The following is a 20,446-nucleotide window of genomic DNA, read 5'->3' on the forward strand; positions in this document are numbered from 1 at the left end:
GGTCTCGGTCATCGCCCATCCCCTCCTCGGGCCTGTTGCAGCAGCCGTTCGACGCCGCTGACCGCATGCGCGGGTGTACGGGCGGGCAGCGGCGTCGAACGCTGCGGGGTCACCGGCTGCGCCGCAACGGGTGCTGCCGGTTCGGGTGCTGTGGTGATGTCCTCGTTGAGGGCGAGCGTGGCCGTGACAGGCTCGGCGATCGTGGTCTTGCCTCCCGCGAAGTGCGGTGGGCGGACCCGCATGGTGGTCCCGCGGTACCGGCCCGCAGCGGGGCGTGTCATCGCGGCGAGGCCGCTGCTGATCACGCTGAGCATGTTCCGGCGCGTGGCGGGGATCCGTCCGGCTCCCCATGCTGCAGCCCAGGACACGGCGGCAGCGAGGGGGATGTCGACGATCGGAGAGCCAGTCCCCCACACTCGCTGCGTCAGAAGCGCGCCGACCAGGACGATCGCGAGGACCACTCCCTGGGTCAGCGTGTAGGGGCCCCCGGGGATCTTCGTGCCGTCGTGGAGACGGCCGATGAACTTCGGGAACCGGCGGCTGCGCGTGTAGAACCGCGCAACCTCTCTCTCTTCGTCGTGCTCGGCCACAGCTGCCCCTTAAGCGCTCAGCCGATAGACCGCGTCGCCGGTCGCGGTGATGCTCTCGTCGAGCACCAGCACATCCGGCGCTGCGATCTGGTGAACGGTTGTACCCAGGGCGTTGACGGTCTCACCCTGGATGAGGGTCATGACCCATTCGCCGCCGCCGAGAGCGAGGAACATCGCGAACCCGCACAGCAGGCCGGTGATGATCGTCGTCGCCACGGCGAACTTCACCTTGGCGGCGACGACGAAGAACACGATCGCGGCCACCAGGACGACGAGGCCTCGGAAGGCGGTCGTGCCGTCAGCGACGATCCCGTTGATCCAGTCGAAGAATCCCATGAGGGGGCTTTCCTTTCGTTACTTGCCGGAGCCGGTAGGCGTCGGCGTGGGGGTGGGTGTGGCCGACCTCTCGGAGGCCGCTTGCGGTGCAAGATCAATGGCGCTGACTTCCCAGCGGGAGGCGCGCGCGGTGAGGGTGAGCGAGTACGTCGACGTCAGCTGCTGCTCGAGGGGACTCATCAGGGTCGTGGTGGCGAGCACCTTCACGGTCGACCCATCGGAGGGAACGTCCTCGGGCATCACGTCTGAGCGGAGCTCCTCGACGCTTACGTTGACGTAGGGCGCCGGCGTGACGGCCGTGAAGTCCGTACCAGGTGCGCTGTAACGGGAGAGATCCCCGGATCCTGCCAGGTACGCCCCAAGGAACGCGCTCACCGTCTCCGCCGCGGGATCCGACGAGCTGATCGACTGGTTGTAGACCAGAGCAGTCGTGGACCCCTGCAGAGGAGCGGCGACCTGCGCCGGCAGCCCCACAGCCCGCAGAGCGTCGCTGCCGACCGCGATCGCAACCTGGTAGTAGCGACGTGGCCACGCCGTGGTGCTCCCGTCCGACGAGTCGCTCACGGCGAGCTCCTTGACGTTGGCGGCGACGACGACGTTGACGAAGCTCGTCCCCTCGACGGGGGTGATGGATGCGATACCGAGGTCGCGGTACTCCCACGGCTGGTCCGACATCTGCCGCAGTGATCCGAGGTCGACGTAGGTTCCCAGGTCGCCCGGCTCGCTCTTCGTCGCGCCGAGCCAAGAGCCCACGAAGCCGAGCGCGTAGTCGCCGGCAGCCTGCTGCTGTGCATCGAGCCCGGCGACCTGCGCCTGCGTCGACGCGGCCACCACGGCAGGAGGGCGGGTCGCTGCAGCGAACAGCGCCACCGGGCCGCAGGCGATCGCCACGAATAGCGCAGCCGTCAGCACTCGACCACCCATCTGCCGGCCATGCGTCCAGCTGCTGCCCTTGGCCTCGGGAACCCGCTTCTGCTTCGCCTCCTTCGGCGTCTTCTCACGCTTCTCACGAACCATCACGCACCCCCTCTCGGCTGCAGCTGCGCAACCCGCAACGCTGCGGGCACGGCATCACGCAACTCCTCGACAGCAGCGATCACGCGGCCGTGGGTAGACGGGTCGAAGGGACGATCAAGCGTCCCCGCCACCGCCTCCTCGAAGCCCTGCCGAGCGCGGATGGCGCGTGCCGCATCCGGCTTGAACCCTTCCCACATCGCGTCGTCCGCGGTGCTGCTCTCGCTCACGTCTTGTCCCTTCCGAAGACCCTGTGTCCTCCACCCAGATCGGGGTGGCATATGGGTATAGGCCCGACTTCGGGCCCTTCGCGGACATCGCAGGACGAAGAATTCTTGCGCGGATATTGCGGACGTACAGCAAGGCAAGGAAATGCTTGTGGCCTGGTGTTTTACCGGCTTTTCCAGACCTGGAACAGGAGGCCGCACACGGGTCGTCCTGAGAGGCGCCCACGGCCCCGCACGGTTTTCCAGGATCTGAACCAGGGGTGCTGAGGAACGTGGCCCTTCGTCAACCGACGTCACGACGAAGGGCCATTTCTCATGACTGCTTGGGCGAAGACTTCACCTCTTGCCGATCAGCTGTTCGACGAGTGGAACGCCATCCACTCGCACACCACCCACCACTTCGGGGAGCTCGGCGAGCTCACCGGCGACGAGGCCGTTGCCCTCATCCGCCACCCCCAGATGAACGACGAGCGAGACGCCGTCCTCATCGCCCTGCTCCGCCTCGAGCACGCCGGCGACACCTTCGCCGGCAGAGTGCTCCTCAAGTCGTTCATGCCTCTGGCACTGCGACTCCCCTCGAGCGTTTCGGCCATGCGGTCGATGTGGCACCACTCCCCCGCCGATGCACGCACCGCGACGATCGGCGTGCTCTGGGAAGTCATACACACCTACCCGCTGAACCGCGTCAGCTCGGTCTCCGGCAACATCCGGCTCGAGACGATCAAGGCGCTGGGACGCGCCTATGGCAGCGAGGCGAGCGTCGACGCACTCGCCGTCGAGGACGAGGTCCTCGAGAAGATCGCCGGCGCCGACGAGACCGACGACGTCTTCCGCGATCTGGTCACGATCCTCACCTGGGCGATCGACGCGAACGTGCTGCGCCGCGACGAGGTCCAGCTTCTCGCGCGCATCGAACTCGCAGAGGGCGACCCCGGTGCGGCCCGGGATGCCGCAGCCGACGAGCTGGGCGTCTCCCGCGAGACCCTCAACCGTCGCGTCTGCCGCATCCGCACGAAGCTCATGCGGGCCGTCTCCGGTGACCTCGAGGCAAAGGTCTCCTACGCACCCCGCCGTAGCTGAGCGCCACTCGCCTTAGCTACGCAACGCCACCCTCAGACTCCCCGAACTGACAGAGCCCCTGGATGGCCCCCAGGGGCTCTGTCGCCCATTTACGGCACCAGAGACTCGGATCCATGGTCAAAATCCTCTCAGCGGGCGCTACAGCGGCTCTCAGGGTGCATTCGATCCTGATGATCCCCGTCGCATCGCACTCACCCCGCTCGGGCCGGGCACTCGTAGCGGCCCGACGCTTCACCCACGCCACACCCGCAGCATGCACCCCGCTCCACTCTGGCGATAAGCTCGATGCACCGGCCGCAAGGCTCGTGCTCGAAGCATGCAATAACCGGCGCAATACTCCGTGCAATATCCGTCGCCGCATGCTCGCGATATCTCCGCTGGTATTGCGCTCCCGCTGCGCTAGTACATGGCCGTACTTCCGCTATATCTGCGCAACTCTTGCGCCTATACGAGTGCAACGTCGTGCGCTACCCCTTCGCATTATCAGCGCGTGCTGTGCGCAGTCTCATGCGCTTGATTGGCGGATGCGTAGCGCTGTTCTTGTGCTAGTAGCGCGCCGGTCGATCACCACACCTGTGCACGTTATAGCGGAATTAGTGCGGACGACATGCGCATTAGTTGTTGCATATTGGCGTGAATGTCACGCTATACTTGCGCCCATGTACCCGCTGATGTTGCACACGCATCGCGCAGCCCCTGCGCATAGCTCCCGTCCGCATAGCGCCGCTACAGCGGATGCACACTCCCGCGTCGGAGGCCTCTCGTGAGGATCATCGCCGTCGTCGGTCAGAAGGGCGGGGTCGGCAAGACCACCACCGCCATGAACCTCGCAGCGGCACTCGCCCGCGCAAACAACGTCATCGTCGTCGACGTCGATCCGCAGCAGTCAGCTGCGCGATGGGCGGAGCGAGCGGGGGACAACCTTCCCTTCGACTTCGCCGCAGACGTCGACCCCGACAACATCATCGGACTGCGCAACCTTGACGACTACGACGTCGTCCTGATCGACACCCCCGGCAGTCACGAGAACACCGGTGTTCTCTCCGCCGTCCTGCGCGTCTCTGATTTCGTCGTGCTGCCGCTCGAGGCCGCGACCATGGCGATCGAGTCTGTCACCGACACCCTCGTCGAACACGTCCTACCGGCTGGCCTTGACTACCGGCTCCTGCTGAACAAAATCGACCGGCGCCGTGGGGGCCGGCGCCTCGAGGACTGGGAAGAGCTGCTCGACCGTGGGGAGTTCATCGACGGCGTCACCGGCCTGCCCCGGTTCAAGAACCACATCCGTCTGTCGGCCAGCGTCGAGGACGCGCCCTTCGACGGGAAAGTCGTCACGCAGTACACCGATACGCGAGCCAACCAGGCCGCGATCTTCGATTACAGCAGCGTCGCCTTCGAGCTGACGTCGCTGTGGGCCAACCAGAAGAAGGGCGCTTGATCATGGCTCGTCAGGATCTCACCAAGCTCACCCGCAAGACGCCTGCGCCGACGCCGGCAGCCGACACCGCAGAGCTCGACGACACGGCACAGGGCAACGAAGCCCCCGAGCAGGCCACCGCTCCCGCAGCTGCTGTCTCGAGCGAGCCGAAGGCGCCGGCGCCGCGAAAGCGCGAAACGCAGCCTGTCGCCGACTCGACGCCGGGGGACTCCGATGCCGCAGCGGGGGAGTCCCGCGAAACGGCCAGCAAGGGCGTTCCCGTACACCTGCCCACCTCGCTCAACGACCGGCTGCAGGCCTACATGACGAAGACCCGCAAGAGCCACCAGACGGTGCTCCTCGACGCGCTCGAGGCGACCTACCACCAGCTGCCCGAGCTCATCGAGAAGGCGACCTCCGGTGACGCCGCCGAGGAACCGCAGGAGCGAGCATCCCTGTTCGCCCGACCCAGCCGACCCGCGCCGGTGAGCTCAGGAGAACCCCGCATCAAGCACACCGTGCGGGTGAGCCCCACTAACCGCAAGGTCTTGGACTCCATCACCGCCGAGCTCAAGGCACCTTCCCGCAATCTCCTCATCATCACCGCCTACGAGGCATTCCTTCCGCCCATCAACGAGAGCTGAGAACCATGACCACCACCACCGACCGCAAGTCCAAGCGAACCCAGAAGGACACTGAGACGACCGAACAGCCCACCGCCCGACAGGCCGCAGTTCTGCGACCCACCCAGTCACGGCGCCGGCCTGTTCTCATCGCTCTCGGCGTCGCCCTGGCTCTACTCGGCGGCGTCGGAGTCTGGTGGGTCACCACGAACCTCACCCGCACCGTCAGCGTGATGGCGACCGACACCGACATCGCCCGCGGCGAGACCATCACCACCGAGGACCTCACCACCATCCAGCTCGCTGGCGGGCAGCAGGTCGACGCGATCACCGCGGCCGACGCTGCAGACATCGTCGGCACGACCGCGCTGGTCGACCTTCCCGCCGGCACGCTCATCACGTCCGCCAACACCGGCGACACCCTCCCCGTCCCTGAGGGATCATCCATCGTCGGAGTGACGCTCACCCAGGCGCAGATGCCCGGATACCAGCTCGCCGCCGGTGATAACGTCCGCATCGTGGAGACCCCGGTCACCCAGGGCGACCCGCCCGTCGAAACCCCGCAGAGCTTCGACGCCACGGTCTTCACCGCGACCTACGTCGCCGAGACCCAGGTGTGGGTTGTCGACCTCATCGTGCCTGACCGGGAAGCGCCTGACATCGCCGCACGCGCCGCCACCGGCCGCGTCGCGCTGATCATCGACTCGACGGGGGAGTAACCCGCATGGCGATCATCTTCCTTGCCAGCACAGCCGGCGCCCCAGGCGTGACCGCTGCTGCCTGCGCGCTCGCTCTCAACTGGCCCAAACCCGCCATCCTCGTCGAGGCGGACACCAGCAAGACCAGCAGCATCATCCCGGGTGCACTGCGCGGCCAGGTGTACCACAGCACCGGTCTCACCGAAGCTGCCGTCGCCGACCAGTACGGCGCTCTCACGCCGGACAAGCTGTGGGAGCAGACCGTCGAGATCAGCGAGAACAAGGTGCTGATCCCCGGGTTCAAGAGCCTCCAAGGCGCCGCCGGAGCCGGAGCGCACTTCTGGCGATCGCTCGTCGACGCGCTGCGCCCCTACGAAGCCGCCGGCTACGACATCCTCATCGACGGCGGGCGCCTCCACACCAACGACGCCCGCCTTCCGCTGATCCGCGAAGCCGACAGCATCACCCTGTTCTCCGACCGCACGCTCCCCGCCGTGGCCAGCATCCTCTCCCACTGGCGCTCCCTCGACGACAACCACAACCCTGTCCCGGAGTGGCTGATGACAGCCCTCAACGACATCGGCCACAGCGGATATGTGGACCTCGCCCTCGTCGAACGCGCGACCACACAGGAGACCTGGCCGGTCAAGGAGGTCACCAAGCAGATCGGCATCAACCTCCTCGGCACCATCCCGTGGGATCCCCGAGGAGCTGCGATCTACGCCCTCGGAGCCCCCACGGCGCGCGGCGACCGCACCGCCTACGCACGAGCTATCGGCGCCCTGCTGCACAGCTACAGCGACGTGCTCAACACCCGTACCTACTCGACCGCCGACAACTGGGAGGCACAGTCATGAGCGACTCCACGCCCGACCCCGCCGACCTCAGCAGCCTGCCGTTCTTCGCTCAGCCCTCGCGGCCCGCGCAGCAGCCTGCCCCCGGCCTTCCGAACATCGAGCACGCCGCTGCACGCCTCACTCGCGCCGCGCAGCGGCAGGCACCGGAAGCGACCGCTCCGCCCAGCCCACCGACCACCGCCACGCCCACACCGCCGCCGGCACCCGCCGTGTTCGACACCACCCTCGACTCCCGCAGCGACCTTCCGTGGGACGAGATCGCGATCATCCGCGACGAGGTCTCCCGCGAGCTCGCTGCCGTGTTCAGCGAGTCGATGGACATCGACAACGAGCAGCGCGAGCAGATGGCTCAGGATCACATCGTCGACCGCGTCCGTGCCCGCGTCGACGAGCAGACCCGTCGGCCGGGGGAGCAGCGCTGGGAAGCGCCGATGCAGAACGCCATCCGGCAGGCCGTCTTCGATCAGCTGTTCCGGCTCGGCCGGCTGCAGCCGCTCGTCGACGAGCCCGGCGTCGAGAACATCCACATCAACGGATACGACGATGTCTGGATCTCTTACGCGGACGGGCGAGTGGAGAAGTACGGCTACCCCATCGCCGCGAACGACCGCGAGCTCGAGCGCGAGATCAACATGCTCGCCTCCCGCTCCGGCGAGGGCGGCCGGTCCTTCACCAGCGCGCGCCCGCGCCTGCACATGGATCTGCCTGGCGGTGCCCGCCTGGCGGCGATCGCCGAGCCCGTCGCCACACGGCCCACCATCGTCATCCGTATCCACCGCCTCGTCGACGTCACCCTCGACCAGCTCGTCGAGCACGGCACCCTTACCCGCCCGGCTGCAGCGTTCCTTCGTGCCGCCGTCATCGCCGGCGTCTCGGTGGTCACCAGCGGATTCCCCGGTGCCGGCAAGACCACCCTTCTCCGCGCCCTCGCCGACTGCATCCCGGCCGATGAGAAGATCGTCACGATCGAGATGGAGCGGGAGCTGTACCTGCACCAGATCAAGGACCGTCACCCCCGCGTCGTAGCCCTCGAGGCGAAGCCGGGGGAGGGGGAGCGTGGCGCCGATGGTCGCCTACCCGGCGAGATCACGCCCGAAGACCTGGTGTACGACACGCTGCGGCTGGATACTCAGCGATTCATCGTCGGTGAGGTCCGCGGGCCCGAGATCTACGCCATGATGCAAGCCATGCAGTCCGGTGTGGGCTCGCTGTCCACTCTGCACGCCGCCAGCGCCGACGACTCGATCGACCGCATGTCCGCGCTCATGCTCTCCCGCGGCAACAACACGACCCCGGTGTACGCCTACCGAATGATCGAGCAGAACATCAAGATCGTCGTGCAGATCTCCAAGATCATCGACCCGGCCACCGGGAAGCCTCGACGCATCGTCACCGAAATCGCAGAGATTCTGCCGGGCGAGGAGCAGAACAACTCCCGGCCCGTCGCTTCTCAGGTGTTCCGCTTCGACCGGTCGACCACCACTCTCATCCCCGCGGACATGCCGTCTCCCCGACTGCTCGAGGATCTCAAGTTCCACGGCTTCGACCCCAGCAACCTCGGAGTGTGACATGGCTACCAACGCGACACTCGCCCTGAGCCTCATCGTCGCCGTCGCCGGCGCGATCCTCGTCATCCTGGGGTTCGCCGGCCGCCGCAACGAGGCGGGCCTGCCCACCCGCCGGGCGCTGAAAGCACGGAGAACCCACCAGCTGACGCGGACGCAGCAGATCCAGCTCCTCGGTGGCGCTGCAGTCGGCCTCGTCTTCGCACTCATCACCGGGTGGTGGCTGCTGGTTCTCGCCGTCCCCGCGGCCGCGGTCGGGCTGCCCTGGTTGCTGCAGAAGGGCCCCGAGGAGGCAACGATCGCCAAGCTCGATGCCCTCGAGTCATGGACCCGCAGCCTTGCCGGTCTCACCGTCTCCGGCGCCGGGCTCGAGCGCACGATCGCTGCCTCGCTGAGCAGCTGCCCCGAACCCATCAGGCCCCAGGTCACGCAGCTGGTCGCCCGCATGAATGCGCGCTGGACAACCACCGCGGCGTTGCAGGCGTTCGCCGACGACCTCAACGACGAAACCGCCGACGTCCTGGTGATGCATCTGCTCCGCAAGGCCGAGCTGCGCGGCTCCGGTCTCGCAGCCGCGCTCGAGGATCTCGCGAAGAGTATCTTCGAGCGGGTCAAGATGCGCCGGCAGATCGAAGCCGACCGGGCCACGCCTCGAAACGAAGCCCGTTTCGTCGTCTACTTCACCGTCGCGCTGCTGATCCTCCTGGTCCTCGCTCAGCAGTACTCCGCCCCCTACGGCACCCCGATCGGGCAAGTCCTGTTCGCCGTCTACCTCGTCTCCTACGCCCTCGTCCTCCTCTGGATGCGGCGCATCAGCCGCGGTGAACCGGCGCCCCGTCTGCTCGTCCCCACTGAGAAAGCTGGTGAGAAGTGAACCTCGCCCTGATCGTGCTGCCCGGCATCCTCGTCGGCCTCGGCTTCGCCCTAGTCGTCGCAGCGCTCGTCCCCACCCAGCCACGACTCTCAGCCGCCCTCGAGCGGATCGGGACCACGAGCGTCTCCCAGGACACCGCCCACGCGGCTACCTTCGAGAACCGCGTCGGATCAGCTGTGCTCCGACGATTCAGCGACAGCCCCTCGTTCAAGATCCCGAGCACCGACCTGCGACTGATCGGAATGAGCGTCAACCGGTACCTGTACCAGAAGGTGCTCTCCGCAAGTCTCGGGCTGCTCGCACCCATCGCTTTCGGCCTCATCTTCCAGGTGCTCGGAATCACCGCGTTCTACATCCCGGCGCTGTTCGGACTTCCGCTCGCCCTAGGCGGCTGGTTCCTGCCCAACCTCCTCGTCCGCGACCAGGCACAGGAAGCACGCACCGAGTTCTCCCGATCCGTCGCCGTCTACATGGAGCTCGTGGGATCCGAGCGCATCAGCGGCGCCCCTCCCGGGAAAGCCCTCGAGTCCGCAGCGCAGGTCGGCCGCAACTGGGCCTTCGTGCGGATCCGCCAGACCCTCACCGAAGCTCGCTACGCCGGCGTAGCCCCGTGGGACGCGCTCGAGCAGCTCTCCAAGGAAATCAACGTCCCCGACCTCGGCGAAATTGCCAAGGTGATCAGGCTCTCAGGGGAGCAAGGCGCGTCGGTATATGAGACACTCAGGGCACGGGGGCAGAACCTCCGCGACCGACTGCTGAACGACGAAGCAACGGAGGCGAACAAGGCGACCAACAAGATGACGATCCCGATGACGCTCACAGGTGTTCTCTTCATGCTTCTCCTCGGAACACCCTTCGTCCTCGACGCATTCTTCTGAGACGTTGGAATCCACCGATGTCCGCGAACCACCCAAACCGGGGCCTATACCTATTAGACCGAGTACCACCCAACCCCCAAGTGAAAGGAAACAGGACCACATGTCGACACTGAGCAAAGAGTTCCTCTCCCGCATGCGCGGGCGGGCGGCTCGCCTGACCAACGAGCCCGAGCGCGGCTCGATCACCCTCGAGCAGGTCATCTGGACAGCAGGCATCGCAGTCGCCGCAGTCGCCGTCGTGGTGATCATCGTCGCCGCGATCAACGCCTACGCCGGCCAGATCCCCACGGGCTGAAAGGCCACTCGCAGATGGATCGCACCACCACCGATCACCGGCAGCGCATGCTCCACGCGCTCGCCGGTGATCGGGGTGCGGCCACGCTGCAGAACACGATCATCGCCCCCGTGCTGCTGCTCCTGCTGGCGCTCTTCCTGCACCTGGGCATCATCCTCCACGCCAACAACCTCGCTCACGCTGCAGCGACCAGCGCCTACAACGCCGCGCGCTCGTACAACGCCAGCAGCAGCGACGGCACGACCGCCGGCCTCGCCGTCATCAACCAGAACGGCACCCCGATCAGCGGCGCCGCCGTCGACGTCGACCGCGGTGCGGAAACCGTGACCGTCACTGTCACCGGCACCGCCCCCAGCTTCGTCCCGGGCCTCAACACGGCCGTCGACGTCACCGTGACCGGACCCGTCGAAAGGTGGGTCGACTGATGCGTCACATCCGCACCTTCCTCGACAAGCTCCGCGACGACCGCGGATCCGCCGGTCTCGAGATCGCGATCCTCGCTCCCGCGCTCGTCGCGCTGCTCGTCCTGCTCGCAGCCGCCGGCCGACTCGGACTCGCCGGCAACGCCGTCGAGTCCGCCGCCTCAGCTGCCGCGCGCGAAGCATCCCTCGCCCGCTCCGCCGTCGAAGCCCAGGCCGCAGCGGAAGACATGGCGCGGATCTCCATGAACCAGTCTGGCGTTGAGTGCACCACCCTCAGCGTCAACATCGACGCATCCGGTCTGAACGCCCCCATCGGCACCACCGGCCAGGTCAGCGCGAGCGTTACCTGCACGGTCGCCCTTAGCGACGCGGCCATGATCGGGATGCCCGGTACCCGAGACCTCAACGGCACCGCCGTCTCGCCCGTCGACGCATACAGGGAGCGCCGATGAGAAACACCATCCAGAAGCTGCGCGACAAGCTCCGCGACGACAGCGGCGTCGCGACGATCTACTTCGTCATCATGACTGTCGGCTTCCTCTTGATCGTCGGCCTCGTCGTCGACGGCGCAGGGAAGGTCCAAGCCAACCAGCAGGCCTACTCCACCGCAGCCGGCGCCTCACGCGCAGCAGCCAACGCCGTCAGCGGCGCCGCGATCATCGACGGCACCACCGCGATCGACACCAACCGGGCAGTCACCGCGGCCAACGGCTACCTCTCCGCAGCAGGAGTCGGCGGCAACGTCTCGGTCGCAGGCGACCGGATCACCGTGACCGTCCTGACCGACTACAGTCCCGTCTTCATCCCCATCGCCTTCCCCGTCGAAGCCACAGCCACGGCTGAGCTGATCACCCAATAGGAGCCCCCATGAGCATCAAGCGCATCGCCATCGCCGGCATCATCGCCGCCGCCCTGACGCTGACCGCCTGCACGGGCACCGGCAACCCGAACCCCACCGCTAGCCCCAGCAACACCCCTACGCCGACGTCTACCGCCGGCACGAAAGTTCCGCCTCCTGCGAGCGAAGACGAGGCGATCGCAGCTGCAGATTCCGTCCTGACTGAGTACTTGGTCGCACGCGGAGAAGTCAACGCGGCGGGAGGTACCGATACCTCCTCTCTCGAAGTACTCGCGACCGGCAAGGCACTAGACGTTGCTGTAAGGGATGCGGCATACGTCGCGGAGGGCCCGGTTCTCAACGTCGACCAGGTCAATGTCGAAGGCCCGGCAACTACTGAGGGCGCGATCAAGTACGAGACTCTCTCGGCTTACGGGCAGCCGTGGGAGGACGTCGAGAACGGTCTGGTGACGATCAATGCTTGCCAGGACGCGAGCGAATACAAGGTGTTCGCGAGTGATGGGTCGGAAGCTCTACGTCCCGACGCTCGGACCACCTTCGACTACCAGGTGATCTACGACAGCGAGCGTCAGACCTGGCTGGTCTACGACCTGATCAGCCTGGGGGAGAGCTGCTGACTGTGGCTCGGGAGATCGCATGCTGAGACGACTACTTACTGCCACCATCGCCGCGATGGCATTGATCGCGGGATCGGTCATGGCGATGACCACTCCTGCCAGCGCAGCGAATGGCGTGTGGTGCGATCCCCAGACCACCGTCTGCTACATCACGATCGCGGCACCCTCGGATCCAGCACCGAACCCGGACAGCAACGGGTGGACCGCTGGTGCCCCTACTTGCTACTACGAAAACTCCCAATCCGGCCTCCTGCAGCTGGGTTGGACTGAGGACGAGATCCGTGTCTTTGACGGCGGAAGCTACCAGCGCTTCTACGCGATCATCGACTGTGGTGGTTCGACGTCGTACTGGTCGAACAATCGCCAGTGCTACGTCTTCATGAAGGACGGTGTCTGGCCTGCACGCCCCCCTGGCTACTCGCAGGAGGCGGGCTACTACGGTTGCATCATGTTCAACCCCACACCGGGGGGATCGCCGGGTGTGGGCACGGAGACCAACTTCTGGAGCGAGACTGTTCCTCCCGGGCTGCAGGTCCTCACCCCCGGCGCCGCAGCCGAAAGGCTGATCTCCACCTTCGCTCTGCGAGGCATCGACATCGGCATGGCGCCCCAAGTCAACCCAGAGTGGGGCCACCGCCGCGGTTACGTCGGCGTCCCGATCTGGCTCTGGGTGGAGAACCCCCAGCCGCTCACCTGGGGCCCTTACTCGGAGACGGCGACGCTCGGCGGGCAGACGATCACCGCGACTGCTCAGGCAACGTCCGTCCGGTGGCAGATGGGTGACGGCTCATCGACCACCTGTGGCAACACGGGCACCCCGTACAACGTCGGCTACGGCATGACGACGTCGCCCACCTGCGGGTATCAATACACGACCACGTCGAGCCGGATGCCCGGCGACCGCTTCATCGTCACGGCCACTACCAACTGGACAGTGACGTGGACCTCACTGGCCGGCCCCGGCGGCACCATCAACCTGACCACCAACAGCGCCGCTGACCTCGAGGTCAACGAGCTGCAGACCGTCATCGTCCCCTGACCCCACGGAGGCATCATGAACCGCATCGGAAAGGGCATTGGGTCGCTGATCCTGCTCGCCGTGCTGCTGATCGGGATCCCCGCGGGTCTCGTGTTCTTCGCCGGCAATCCGCTGCCGTCGTGGGACGAGCTCGTGAGCGCGTTCACGATGCCCGACTACACCGGATCGTTCCTCGTCGGAACGATCATGCCGATCGCGGCCTGGATCGCGTGGGTAAGCTTCGCGGTGGGATTCCTCGCCGAGCTGCCCTCGCAGCTTCGCGGTGTGCCGCGGCCGCGGATCCCCGGCCTGGGCATGCAGCAGAAGGTCATGGGCGGTCTGCTCGCCGCGGTGATCGCACTGTTCGCACCCGCCACCGCCTTCGCTGCCGAAGTCCCGACGACACCCTCGGTGTCGATGAGCGCTTCCGTCGTCTCGACTGAGGTCGCAACGCCAGACGCCGAGCAGGCAGCCCCCGTCACAGCCGGCCCGCAGTACACCGTGACCGGTTCCGACACGCTCGCGCGGATCGCGGAGTCCACGCTGGGCGACCGCGCCCGCGCTACCGAGATCTCCGCGCTCAACATCGGAGTCACACAGGCAGATGGCAGCGCCCTGGATTCGTCCGGCTGGTTGCACGAAGGATGGGTGCTGACCCTCCCCGCGGACGCTATCGTGGCCTCCGCCCCGGCCCCGGCCGCAGCAGCCCCCGAGACGACCGCCACCGAAGTCTCGTACGAGCAGCGGACGGTCGAGTCCGGCGACACCCTCTGGGACATCTCGGCCGAGACCCTCGGTGACGGTGCGCGCTACCCGGAGATCTTCGAGGCGTCGAAGGGCACCGTCCAGCCGGACGGCACCACGATCACCGACCCGAACTGGATCTACCCGGGGCAGACAGTCAGCATCCCCACGGCCAACACCGTCCCCGTCACCCCGCCCGCACCGGCGCCCGCACCCGAGGACGGTGGCGCAGCTGACACCGGCGCCTCGCCCGAGGTCGATGAAGGTGCCGCCGGCGCGGATCTCGGCGCCGGGGGAGCGGGCGAGCAGGCAGACGACGCAGCCGGCGGAGCCGAGGAGAGCGAAGCCGGCGCGGCCGAGGACACCAGTGGTGCCGGCCTCGGCTTCACCACCACCGAAACACCGGCAACGTCCGAGGAGGCGCAGGCACCGGCAGCCAACGCCGACCAGGCCGAGATCGACGACACCGGCATCGAGGACTACTTCAACGTCGCCACAGTCGGCGGTATCGGTGCAACCCTCGCCGCCGGCCTGCTCACGCTGCTGGGCTGGCGCCGCCTGCGTCAGCGCCGCGAACGCAAGCCCCGCCAGCGGATCGCGATGCCGGACGAAACCGTGTCCAGCGTAGAGCTTGAGCTGCGCGCCGTCGAGAACCCGCAGGGCGCCGAAGCCGTCGACACCGCGCTGCGTCACCTGGCCGTCTGGGCGCAGGACACCGGCAACCGCCTCCCCGCGCTGTACGCGCTGCGCCTGGACGAAAGCTCGGTCGCGGTCTACCTCGACGAGCCCACCGACCTGCCCGCCCCCTTCACCCAGTACGACCCCGAAGACAAGCTGGCGTGGATGGTCGCCCTCACCGACCTCGAGCCCCTCGACCGTGTCCCGTCCGCCCCGTACCCGGCGCTGGTCATGCTCGGCCACGACGACAACAACGGCCACATCTTCGTCGACCTCGAGCGCATCGGCGCTCTCAACGTCGTGGGTGCGAACAGCGAGCAGCGCCGCGGTGTTCTAACCGCGATCGCGATCGAGCTCGCTGCCAACACCTGGTCCGAGGACGTGCAGGTCACTCTCGTCGGCGTCGGCGACCGGCTGCCCCTCGCGCTTGGCAGCGGCCGCGTCCGCCACGTCAGCGACACCGAGACCCTGCTGCGCAACCTGCGCGGGCAGGCGACTGAGGTGGAGCAGGCCCTTGCCGAGCTCGGCGTCGACGGGCTCGAGCAGGCCCGCACCACCGGCGCCTATGCCGAAGCCTGGGCGCCGGAGATCATCATCCTCGGCGACAACCCCGACGACGCGACTCGGGATGCCATCAGCGAGCTCGTCACCCGCCTTCCGCGGGTGGGCATCGCCGCCGTCAGCGCCGGCCACCTGACCGGCAGCTGGAACCTCGCACTCACCGAGGACCGCCGCGCCGAGCTCGAGATCCCCGGCACCGACGTCGCGATCCCGATCACCCCGCAGACGATCGGCGCGAAGGAGTACAACGAGATCCTCGCCCTGTTCGACGTCGCCACCGAGGGTGCAGCAACCGGCGTCGCTCTCGACGACGAGCTCGAGCTTGACGACATCCCCTCGGCCGCGGCCGACGACGAGGCACTCGAGCCCGAGCTGCACCAGGACGTCGACGCCCCCGCCGAGACCGATGCAGCCGAAGAGCCCGCCGAGGACGAGCCCACTCCCGTTGTGGCCGAGACCGACATCGTCAGCGAGGAAGGCGAGACGATCCCCGCGGCCGCGGCCGACGACGCCGAGACGCCACTGGCGTCGATCACACCGCTGCACCGCGGCCCTTACCTGCAGATGCTCGGCACCGTCGAGGTAAGAGGCGCGCGCGGCGAAGCCCCGGTCAACCCGAACACCGCAGCACAGTGGCGATCGGCCGTGCGCCGCGGCACCGAGCTCGTGGCCTTCCTCTCGGTCACCCCGAACGCTTCGGCCGAGCAGGTACACGCCGTGTTCTGGCCCGGCCAGATCGCCAGCGGCAAGAAGGCGAACGACGACCGCAACGGCCTGCTCTCCAAGACCCGTCGCTGGCTCGGCCAGAACGACGAGGCCGAGTGGTACGTCCCCTACATCACCACCGGCGAGTACCGCCTGCACGAGGACATCCGCTCCGACTGGCAGGACTTCCTCGAGCTCGTCGGAGACGAGATCTCCGCCACGTCGACCGATCGGCTCCTCGCCGCGCTCGACATGGTCAAGGGGCAGCCGATCAGCGGTGTCCCCGACAAGCGCTATGTGTTCGCCGACCGGCTCCGCAACGAGATGATCGCGCTGATCGGCGACGTCGCCCACGAAGCAGCGACCCGAAGCCTGTCCGCCGGGAAGGTCCGGCAGGCCCGCTTGGCGTCCGCCATCGGGCGCATGGTCGACCCGGTCAACGAGATCTACTGGCGCGACGGCCTCCGCGCCGAGCACCAGGCCGGAGATCTCGCCGGCGTCGAGCGTCTCATCACCCAGCTCGAGCAGAGCCTTGCCGCGATCGACGAGGACTACGAGCCCGAGCCCGAGACCCAGGCTCTCATCGCGCAGCTGCGCCGCCGGCACGCGATCGCCAGCTGAGACCCATGCAGACCGAGCTCACTCTCGCTCATGTCGACAGGGACATCACCACGATTCCCGTCGACGCGATCGTGAACCCCTGGAACCGTAACTTCGTGCCCCGCTGGCTCCTCATGCCCGGAGGAGTCAGCGGGGCACTCAAGCGCAAGACCGGCCCCGAACCGTGGCAGGATCTCGCCCGCCACGGGATGCTCGATCTCGGTCAGGCCGTCACCACATCCGCGGGCGCCCTTCCCACAGCCAAGGCCCTCATCCACGTCGCGGGGCTGACGGTGATGTGGAAGGCGACGCCCGAGAGCGTCCGGCTCTCCACGGTGAACGCCGTAGCGGAAGCACGCGCGCACGGCTTCCGAAGCCTGGCCATCCCGCTAATCGGCGCAGGTCATGGCGGGTTGACCGCAGAGGAGTCCCGCACCGAGATCCTGAGAGCGCTGGACCCGACCGCACCGCTGCACGTCATCGTGGTGGAGCACACCCCATGACATCGACCTACGAAGCCCCCCAGGGCGTGCGAGCGCGACTGCACCCGGCGCTGCGCTACTCGATCGCACTCCTGGGGGGCTTCGTAGCCTCTACGGCGCTCACAGCGCCTCTCAGCGCCGATCTGCGCCCCATCGTGGGCGGTTGGGCGATGATCGCCGTCTACGCCGTCTACGGGACGCTGCTGGCTCGCCACGACCTCCGCGAGAAGAGACTGCCCGACTCCCTCACCCTGACCCTCGCCGCGATCCTCACCGGATCAGTCCTGGCACTCGCTCTCACGGCCGGCGCCGGCGCGGCCGCGATCTCCGCGATCGCCGGCGGCCTGGGTCTCGCCGTGGTGCTGACCTGCATCGGCCTTGCCGGTCACGTCGGATTCGGCGACGTAAAACTCGCCCTCAGTATCGGCCTACTCACCGGCTGGCACACCTGGTACTTCCCGTTCCTGGCGATCGCGCTGGCCTACCTCCTCGCATTCCCTCACGCGATCGCCGCGGCGATCCTCAAGAGCCGCGGCCGCGACACCCACGACCTCCCCTTCGGGCCGTACCTGCTCGCCGCCGGCGCGATCATCGCCCTCGTTGCGATCATCTCGAACATCCCCTTGTGATCGGTCTGGAACGGATGCCTCGCCATCACGAAGGCCGCGTCAGGCCCACACTCATGAACCCGAAAGGCAGCTTGTGAAAACACGGACCCGAACCTGGCGAATGATGCTGTCTGCGGTGGCCGCGGCACTCATCACCGTCAGCTCTCTCCTCGTTGCAACACCGGCTCAAGCTGCAGGCTCGTTCTCTCTGAACAATGGCCATTTCTTCGTCGCCCCACCTGTCGTCTACCCAGGGCTGATCGCACCCGTCAGCGTGGGCCTGGGCAACAACTCGAACGCCAGCGCAGCCACCGTCACCATCACCTTCGGCATCGTGTGCTACTCCCCGGGTCGGCCAGGCGCGGAAAGCTCAGCGCAGACCGTCATCGTCCCGCCGGATCCGTCGCGCCCTGCAGGAGGAAGCCAGCTAACTCGGGTATCAACTACGGTCGCCGTCCCCACAGCCTGCACCAAACCCACCGGGCCAATTCCGCTCTCACAGGACGGCTACTTCTGGGTCAAGATGACCCAGGCCGGGATGCCGGACCAGATGAAGATGATCCCGATCTGGGTCGGGAAGCCATTCACCGCGGCCAACTTCCGCGAGAACCTAGTCACCCTCACCAAGCAGAACAATCCCGACTACCAGGCCCACCATCAGCTGCCGCAGATGTATCGCGCCACGTTCGAGCAAGCGGGCCTGATGATCGACGACCCGCGATACGGGCTCTGGTGGTGCTCCAAGGCTGGGGTGTCCACCAACCACTCGAGTCAAGCTGCGAACTACAACGCGAAATGGGATCAGTTCTTCGCCACCACCGCGAGCCCATCCCAAGACGAGATATTGACCTACATGAAGTCACTCGTCAGCTTGTACGTCTACACATGCTGACCTCGGTCCTCATTCAGGCCCCTTCCCGCAGAGGGTACGCCTGGGTCAACGTCAAGTCCTCGCCCTTGCTGAGTCCCGACGACAGATCGGAGATGCTTCGCGCGCTCCAATGGGGGCGGCTAGACGAGCTTCCGACGGAACCCCGGTTTGTCCGCCAGAACAAGGGTCGGAAGTTCGGCGATCTCCTCTGGACGACTGGCCCAACGAAGATCGCTAGCGACCGATTCGTGAGTGTCCTCGAAGAATCGCGCGCCACGGGGTACTCCACATTCCCGGTGGAGATCGAGAACCCGCCCGGCATCGTCTTGCCGCGGTATCACGGCCTCGTGGTGTTCGGGCGCCCTGGCGACGACTGCTTCTCCATCATGCCGGGGGAGCAGCATTGGAAGTTCGGCATAATCGGAGCCCTCCTGCGCGATCTGCGAGCTGCAGGAGTCGACGACTTCGAGATAATGGAAGACTCCTCGGCAGCAGGAGCTTTGTCCCGCTGACCTCGACGGACGCGCGCTGACGCACCTGGTGGCGCGTGCGCGGGTTACTCTCGCAGCGTGTGCGGACGATTTGCGATGAACAAAGGACCAAGCAGTATCGACATCAGATGCATCACTTGCTTGCGATTGCATGGTTGATCTGGAGTTTCTCGGTCGCGGCAGGAGGCTCGGCGGGAGCTGGCCGCCGAGCCCAGGAGTGGATCACGGGCGGCGTGGCTGTCGCGTATGGTGCCGACAAGGGTGATTCGGCTACCAAGTCACCTTCTTGCCTGCTGGGGTGGTGCTTCACGAACGTGTCCAACAGCCTCTGCGGGTGAAGATCATGGAGAGTGGTTGCAACAATGATGCAACTGCTGCAACCATGGAGGGGTGCGTTCTGGTTCAGATGTTGATGGTCGCTCTTCGCTGCGGCTGACAGGAAATGTCGTCGCCCTCGATGAGGGGAAGTACGTCTTCGAGTCGATGCTGGATGGCTGGGCGAACCAGCAGACAAGTCGCGGTTTGCAGGCGACCACCATCGATTCGCGCCGGCGGTTCATCGAGGATTTCGCCGAGTTCTGCGCGGCGTACCCGTGGCAGTGGCAGCCGCGGGATCTCGAGGACTATTCAGTGCGCGTGCGACCCGGCAAGGGTCCCTTGAAGCGGTCAACGATTCGGGGGTATCAGACGAGGATCCGTCTGTTCTGCGACTTCCTCACTGACCCGCGGTACGGCTGGCAGGCGGAGTGTCTGGCTCGGTTCGGGGATGCGCCGCAGCAGATCTGCCATGACTGGAACACGATCTCGCACCTGCTCGACCATGAGGGGGATCCCGGGCGACGTGCCCTCACTTTCGATGAGCTGGAGCGGTTCTTCGATGCTGCGGATGCTCGGGTCGAGGCGATCGTACGTGCCAGGAGGAAGGGTGCGCTTGCTGCGCTCCGGAACGCGCAGATGTTCAAGACCATCTACGCCTTTGGGCTGCGGCGTTCCGAGTGCATTGGGCTCGACGTTGCCGATCTGCGGTCGAACCCGGTGGCCGGCCGCGTCCGTTTGAGTGGTGGTCTTTCGCTTCGTTGCGATGATCAGCTGTCGTTAGTTTAGGCGGCGGTGATCTCGGGGAGTATCACCGCCTCGTCGATGGTGGGGGTGGTCGCGGTGAGCTCGGTCATGGAGGCTTCGGAGAAGTAGCGGCGGTCGGCGGCTTCCCATTCGTCGTGTTGCTCGACGAGGACGGAGCCGGCCAGGCGGAGCAGGGCGGCGTTGTTCGGGAACACGCCAACGACGTCGGTGCGGCGCTTGATCTCCCGATTGAGGCGTTCCAGCGGGTTCGTGG

Annotated in this window: 25 protein-coding genes; 20 read left to right on the forward strand and 5 right to left on the reverse strand. The window is 66.7% G+C overall.

Annotated features, from left to right (window positions below):
- Positions 1–8: 8 nt before the first annotated feature.
- The 4 genes from A4X16_RS09370 to A4X16_RS09385 are packed head-to-tail and all read right to left on the reverse strand — an operon-like array spanning position 9 to position 2,170.
- Positions 9–590 carry a hypothetical protein gene (locus A4X16_RS09370; RefSeq protein WP_067119811.1) on the reverse strand — a complete coding sequence of 194 codons (582 nt, stop codon included), beginning with the start codon at positions 588–590 and terminating at the stop codon, positions 9–11.
- Between the two features lie 9 nt (positions 591–599).
- A complete protein-coding gene (locus tag A4X16_RS09375) occupies positions 600–926 on the reverse strand; it encodes a hypothetical protein (protein WP_067119814.1) in 327 nt (108 codons plus the stop codon).
- 18 nt (positions 927–944) lie between these two features.
- Entirely contained in the window at positions 945–1,943 is a 999-nt protein-coding gene (locus A4X16_RS09380; protein ID WP_067119816.1) for a conjugal transfer protein, read from the reverse strand.
- Positions 1,943–2,170, reverse strand: coding sequence for a hypothetical protein (locus A4X16_RS09385; RefSeq protein ID WP_067119817.1), 228 nt, complete (start codon positions 2,168–2,170; stop codon positions 1,943–1,945). The genes A4X16_RS09380 and A4X16_RS09385 overlap by 1 nt, the downstream gene beginning before the upstream one ends.
- Positions 2,171–2,482: 312 nt before the next feature.
- Here A4X16_RS09385 and A4X16_RS09390 point away from each other — a divergent pair, with 312 nt between their 5' ends.
- The 20 genes from A4X16_RS09390 (at position 2,483) to A4X16_RS09485 (ending at position 20,214) form a co-directional block, all read left to right on the forward strand.
- Positions 2,483–3,247 (forward strand): hypothetical protein, encoded by a 765-nt coding sequence (locus A4X16_RS09390; RefSeq protein ID WP_067119819.1) that lies wholly within the window; start codon positions 2,483–2,485, stop codon positions 3,245–3,247.
- A gap of 763 nt (positions 3,248–4,010) precedes the next feature.
- Positions 4,011–4,685, forward strand: coding sequence for a ParA family protein (locus A4X16_RS09395; protein WP_082914384.1), 675 nt, complete (start codon positions 4,011–4,013; stop codon positions 4,683–4,685).
- A gap of 2 nt (positions 4,686–4,687) precedes the next feature.
- Positions 4,688–5,308 (forward strand): hypothetical protein, encoded by a 621-nt coding sequence (locus A4X16_RS09400; protein WP_067119821.1) that lies wholly within the window; start codon positions 4,688–4,690, stop codon positions 5,306–5,308.
- 5 nt (positions 5,309–5,313) lie between these two features.
- The gene (locus tag A4X16_RS09405; protein WP_067119823.1) at positions 5,314–6,006 is read left to right on the forward strand and encodes an SAF domain-containing protein; all 693 of its coding nucleotides are present in this window, start codon (positions 5,314–5,316) and stop codon (positions 6,004–6,006) included.
- Positions 6,007–6,011: 5 nt separating this feature from the next.
- Entirely contained in the window at positions 6,012–6,842 is an 831-nt protein-coding gene (locus tag A4X16_RS09410; RefSeq protein WP_067119825.1) for a hypothetical protein, read from the forward strand.
- A complete protein-coding gene (locus A4X16_RS09415; protein WP_067119828.1) occupies positions 6,839–8,410 on the forward strand; it encodes a CpaF family protein in 1,572 nt (523 codons plus the stop codon). The genes A4X16_RS09410 and A4X16_RS09415 overlap by 4 nt, the downstream gene beginning before the upstream one ends.
- 1 nt (position 8,411) lies before the next feature.
- Positions 8,412–9,281 carry a type II secretion system F family protein gene (locus tag A4X16_RS09420; RefSeq protein ID WP_082914385.1) on the forward strand — a complete coding sequence of 290 codons (870 nt, stop codon included), beginning with the start codon at positions 8,412–8,414 and terminating at the stop codon, positions 9,279–9,281.
- Positions 9,278–10,159 (forward strand): type II secretion system F family protein, encoded by an 882-nt coding sequence (locus tag A4X16_RS09425; protein ID WP_067119831.1) that lies wholly within the window; start codon positions 9,278–9,280, stop codon positions 10,157–10,159. The genes A4X16_RS09420 and A4X16_RS09425 overlap by 4 nt, the downstream gene beginning before the upstream one ends.
- 100 nt (positions 10,160–10,259) lie before the next feature.
- A complete protein-coding gene (locus A4X16_RS09430; protein WP_067119834.1) occupies positions 10,260–10,454 on the forward strand; it encodes a hypothetical protein in 195 nt (64 codons plus the stop codon).
- A gap of 14 nt (positions 10,455–10,468) precedes the next feature.
- Positions 10,469–10,879, forward strand: coding sequence for a TadE/TadG family type IV pilus assembly protein (locus tag A4X16_RS09435; RefSeq protein WP_082914386.1), 411 nt, complete (start codon positions 10,469–10,471; stop codon positions 10,877–10,879).
- Positions 10,879–11,328, forward strand: coding sequence for a hypothetical protein (locus A4X16_RS09440; protein ID WP_067119837.1), 450 nt, complete (start codon positions 10,879–10,881; stop codon positions 11,326–11,328). Before A4X16_RS09435 ends, A4X16_RS09440 begins: the two co-directional genes overlap by 1 nt.
- Positions 11,325–11,735 carry a pilus assembly protein TadG-related protein gene (locus A4X16_RS09445; RefSeq protein WP_067119840.1) on the forward strand — a complete coding sequence of 137 codons (411 nt, stop codon included), beginning with the start codon at positions 11,325–11,327 and terminating at the stop codon, positions 11,733–11,735. Before A4X16_RS09440 ends, A4X16_RS09445 begins: the two co-directional genes overlap by 4 nt.
- Positions 11,736–11,743: 8 nt before the next feature.
- Positions 11,744–12,352 (forward strand): hypothetical protein, encoded by a 609-nt coding sequence (locus tag A4X16_RS09450; protein WP_067119843.1) that lies wholly within the window; start codon positions 11,744–11,746, stop codon positions 12,350–12,352.
- A gap of 55 nt (positions 12,353–12,407) precedes the next feature.
- Positions 12,408–13,391 (forward strand): hypothetical protein, encoded by a 984-nt coding sequence (locus A4X16_RS18290; protein WP_231880320.1) that lies wholly within the window; start codon positions 12,408–12,410, stop codon positions 13,389–13,391.
- A gap of 15 nt (positions 13,392–13,406) precedes the next feature.
- Entirely contained in the window at positions 13,407–16,679 is a 3,273-nt protein-coding gene (locus A4X16_RS09460; protein ID WP_067119846.1) for a LysM peptidoglycan-binding domain-containing protein, read from the forward strand.
- Positions 16,680–16,684: 5 nt separating this feature from the next.
- Positions 16,685–17,161: a macro domain-containing protein gene (locus A4X16_RS09465; RefSeq protein ID WP_067119850.1), complete on the forward strand. Its 477-nt coding sequence runs from the start codon at positions 16,685–16,687 to the stop codon at positions 17,159–17,161.
- Complete coding sequence (locus A4X16_RS09470) at positions 17,158–17,769, forward strand: prepilin peptidase (RefSeq protein WP_067119854.1); 612 nt, start codon at positions 17,158–17,160, stop codon at positions 17,767–17,769. The genes A4X16_RS09465 and A4X16_RS09470 overlap by 4 nt, the downstream gene beginning before the upstream one ends.
- Positions 17,770–17,884: 115 nt before the next feature.
- Positions 17,885–18,640: a hypothetical protein gene (locus A4X16_RS17810; protein WP_131494142.1), complete on the forward strand. Its 756-nt coding sequence runs from the start codon at positions 17,885–17,887 to the stop codon at positions 18,638–18,640.
- Complete coding sequence (locus A4X16_RS09480) at positions 18,634–19,131, forward strand: hypothetical protein (RefSeq protein WP_067119861.1); 498 nt, start codon at positions 18,634–18,636, stop codon at positions 19,129–19,131. Before A4X16_RS17810 ends, A4X16_RS09480 begins: the two co-directional genes overlap by 7 nt.
- Before the next feature lie 369 nt (positions 19,132–19,500).
- A complete protein-coding gene (locus A4X16_RS09485) occupies positions 19,501–20,214 on the forward strand; it encodes a site-specific integrase (RefSeq protein WP_157560068.1) in 714 nt (237 codons plus the stop codon).
- Here the strand turns inward: A4X16_RS09485 and A4X16_RS09490 are convergent.
- Positions 20,211–20,446 (reverse strand): transposase (locus tag A4X16_RS09490; RefSeq protein ID WP_197491780.1); only part of this gene is annotated, 236 nt, incomplete at its 5' end. The genes A4X16_RS09485 and A4X16_RS09490 overlap by 4 nt on opposite strands.

Source organism: Microbacterium sp. H83 (assembly GCF_001650405.1).
Lineage (GTDB): Bacteria > Actinomycetota > Actinomycetes > Actinomycetales > Microbacteriaceae > Microbacterium.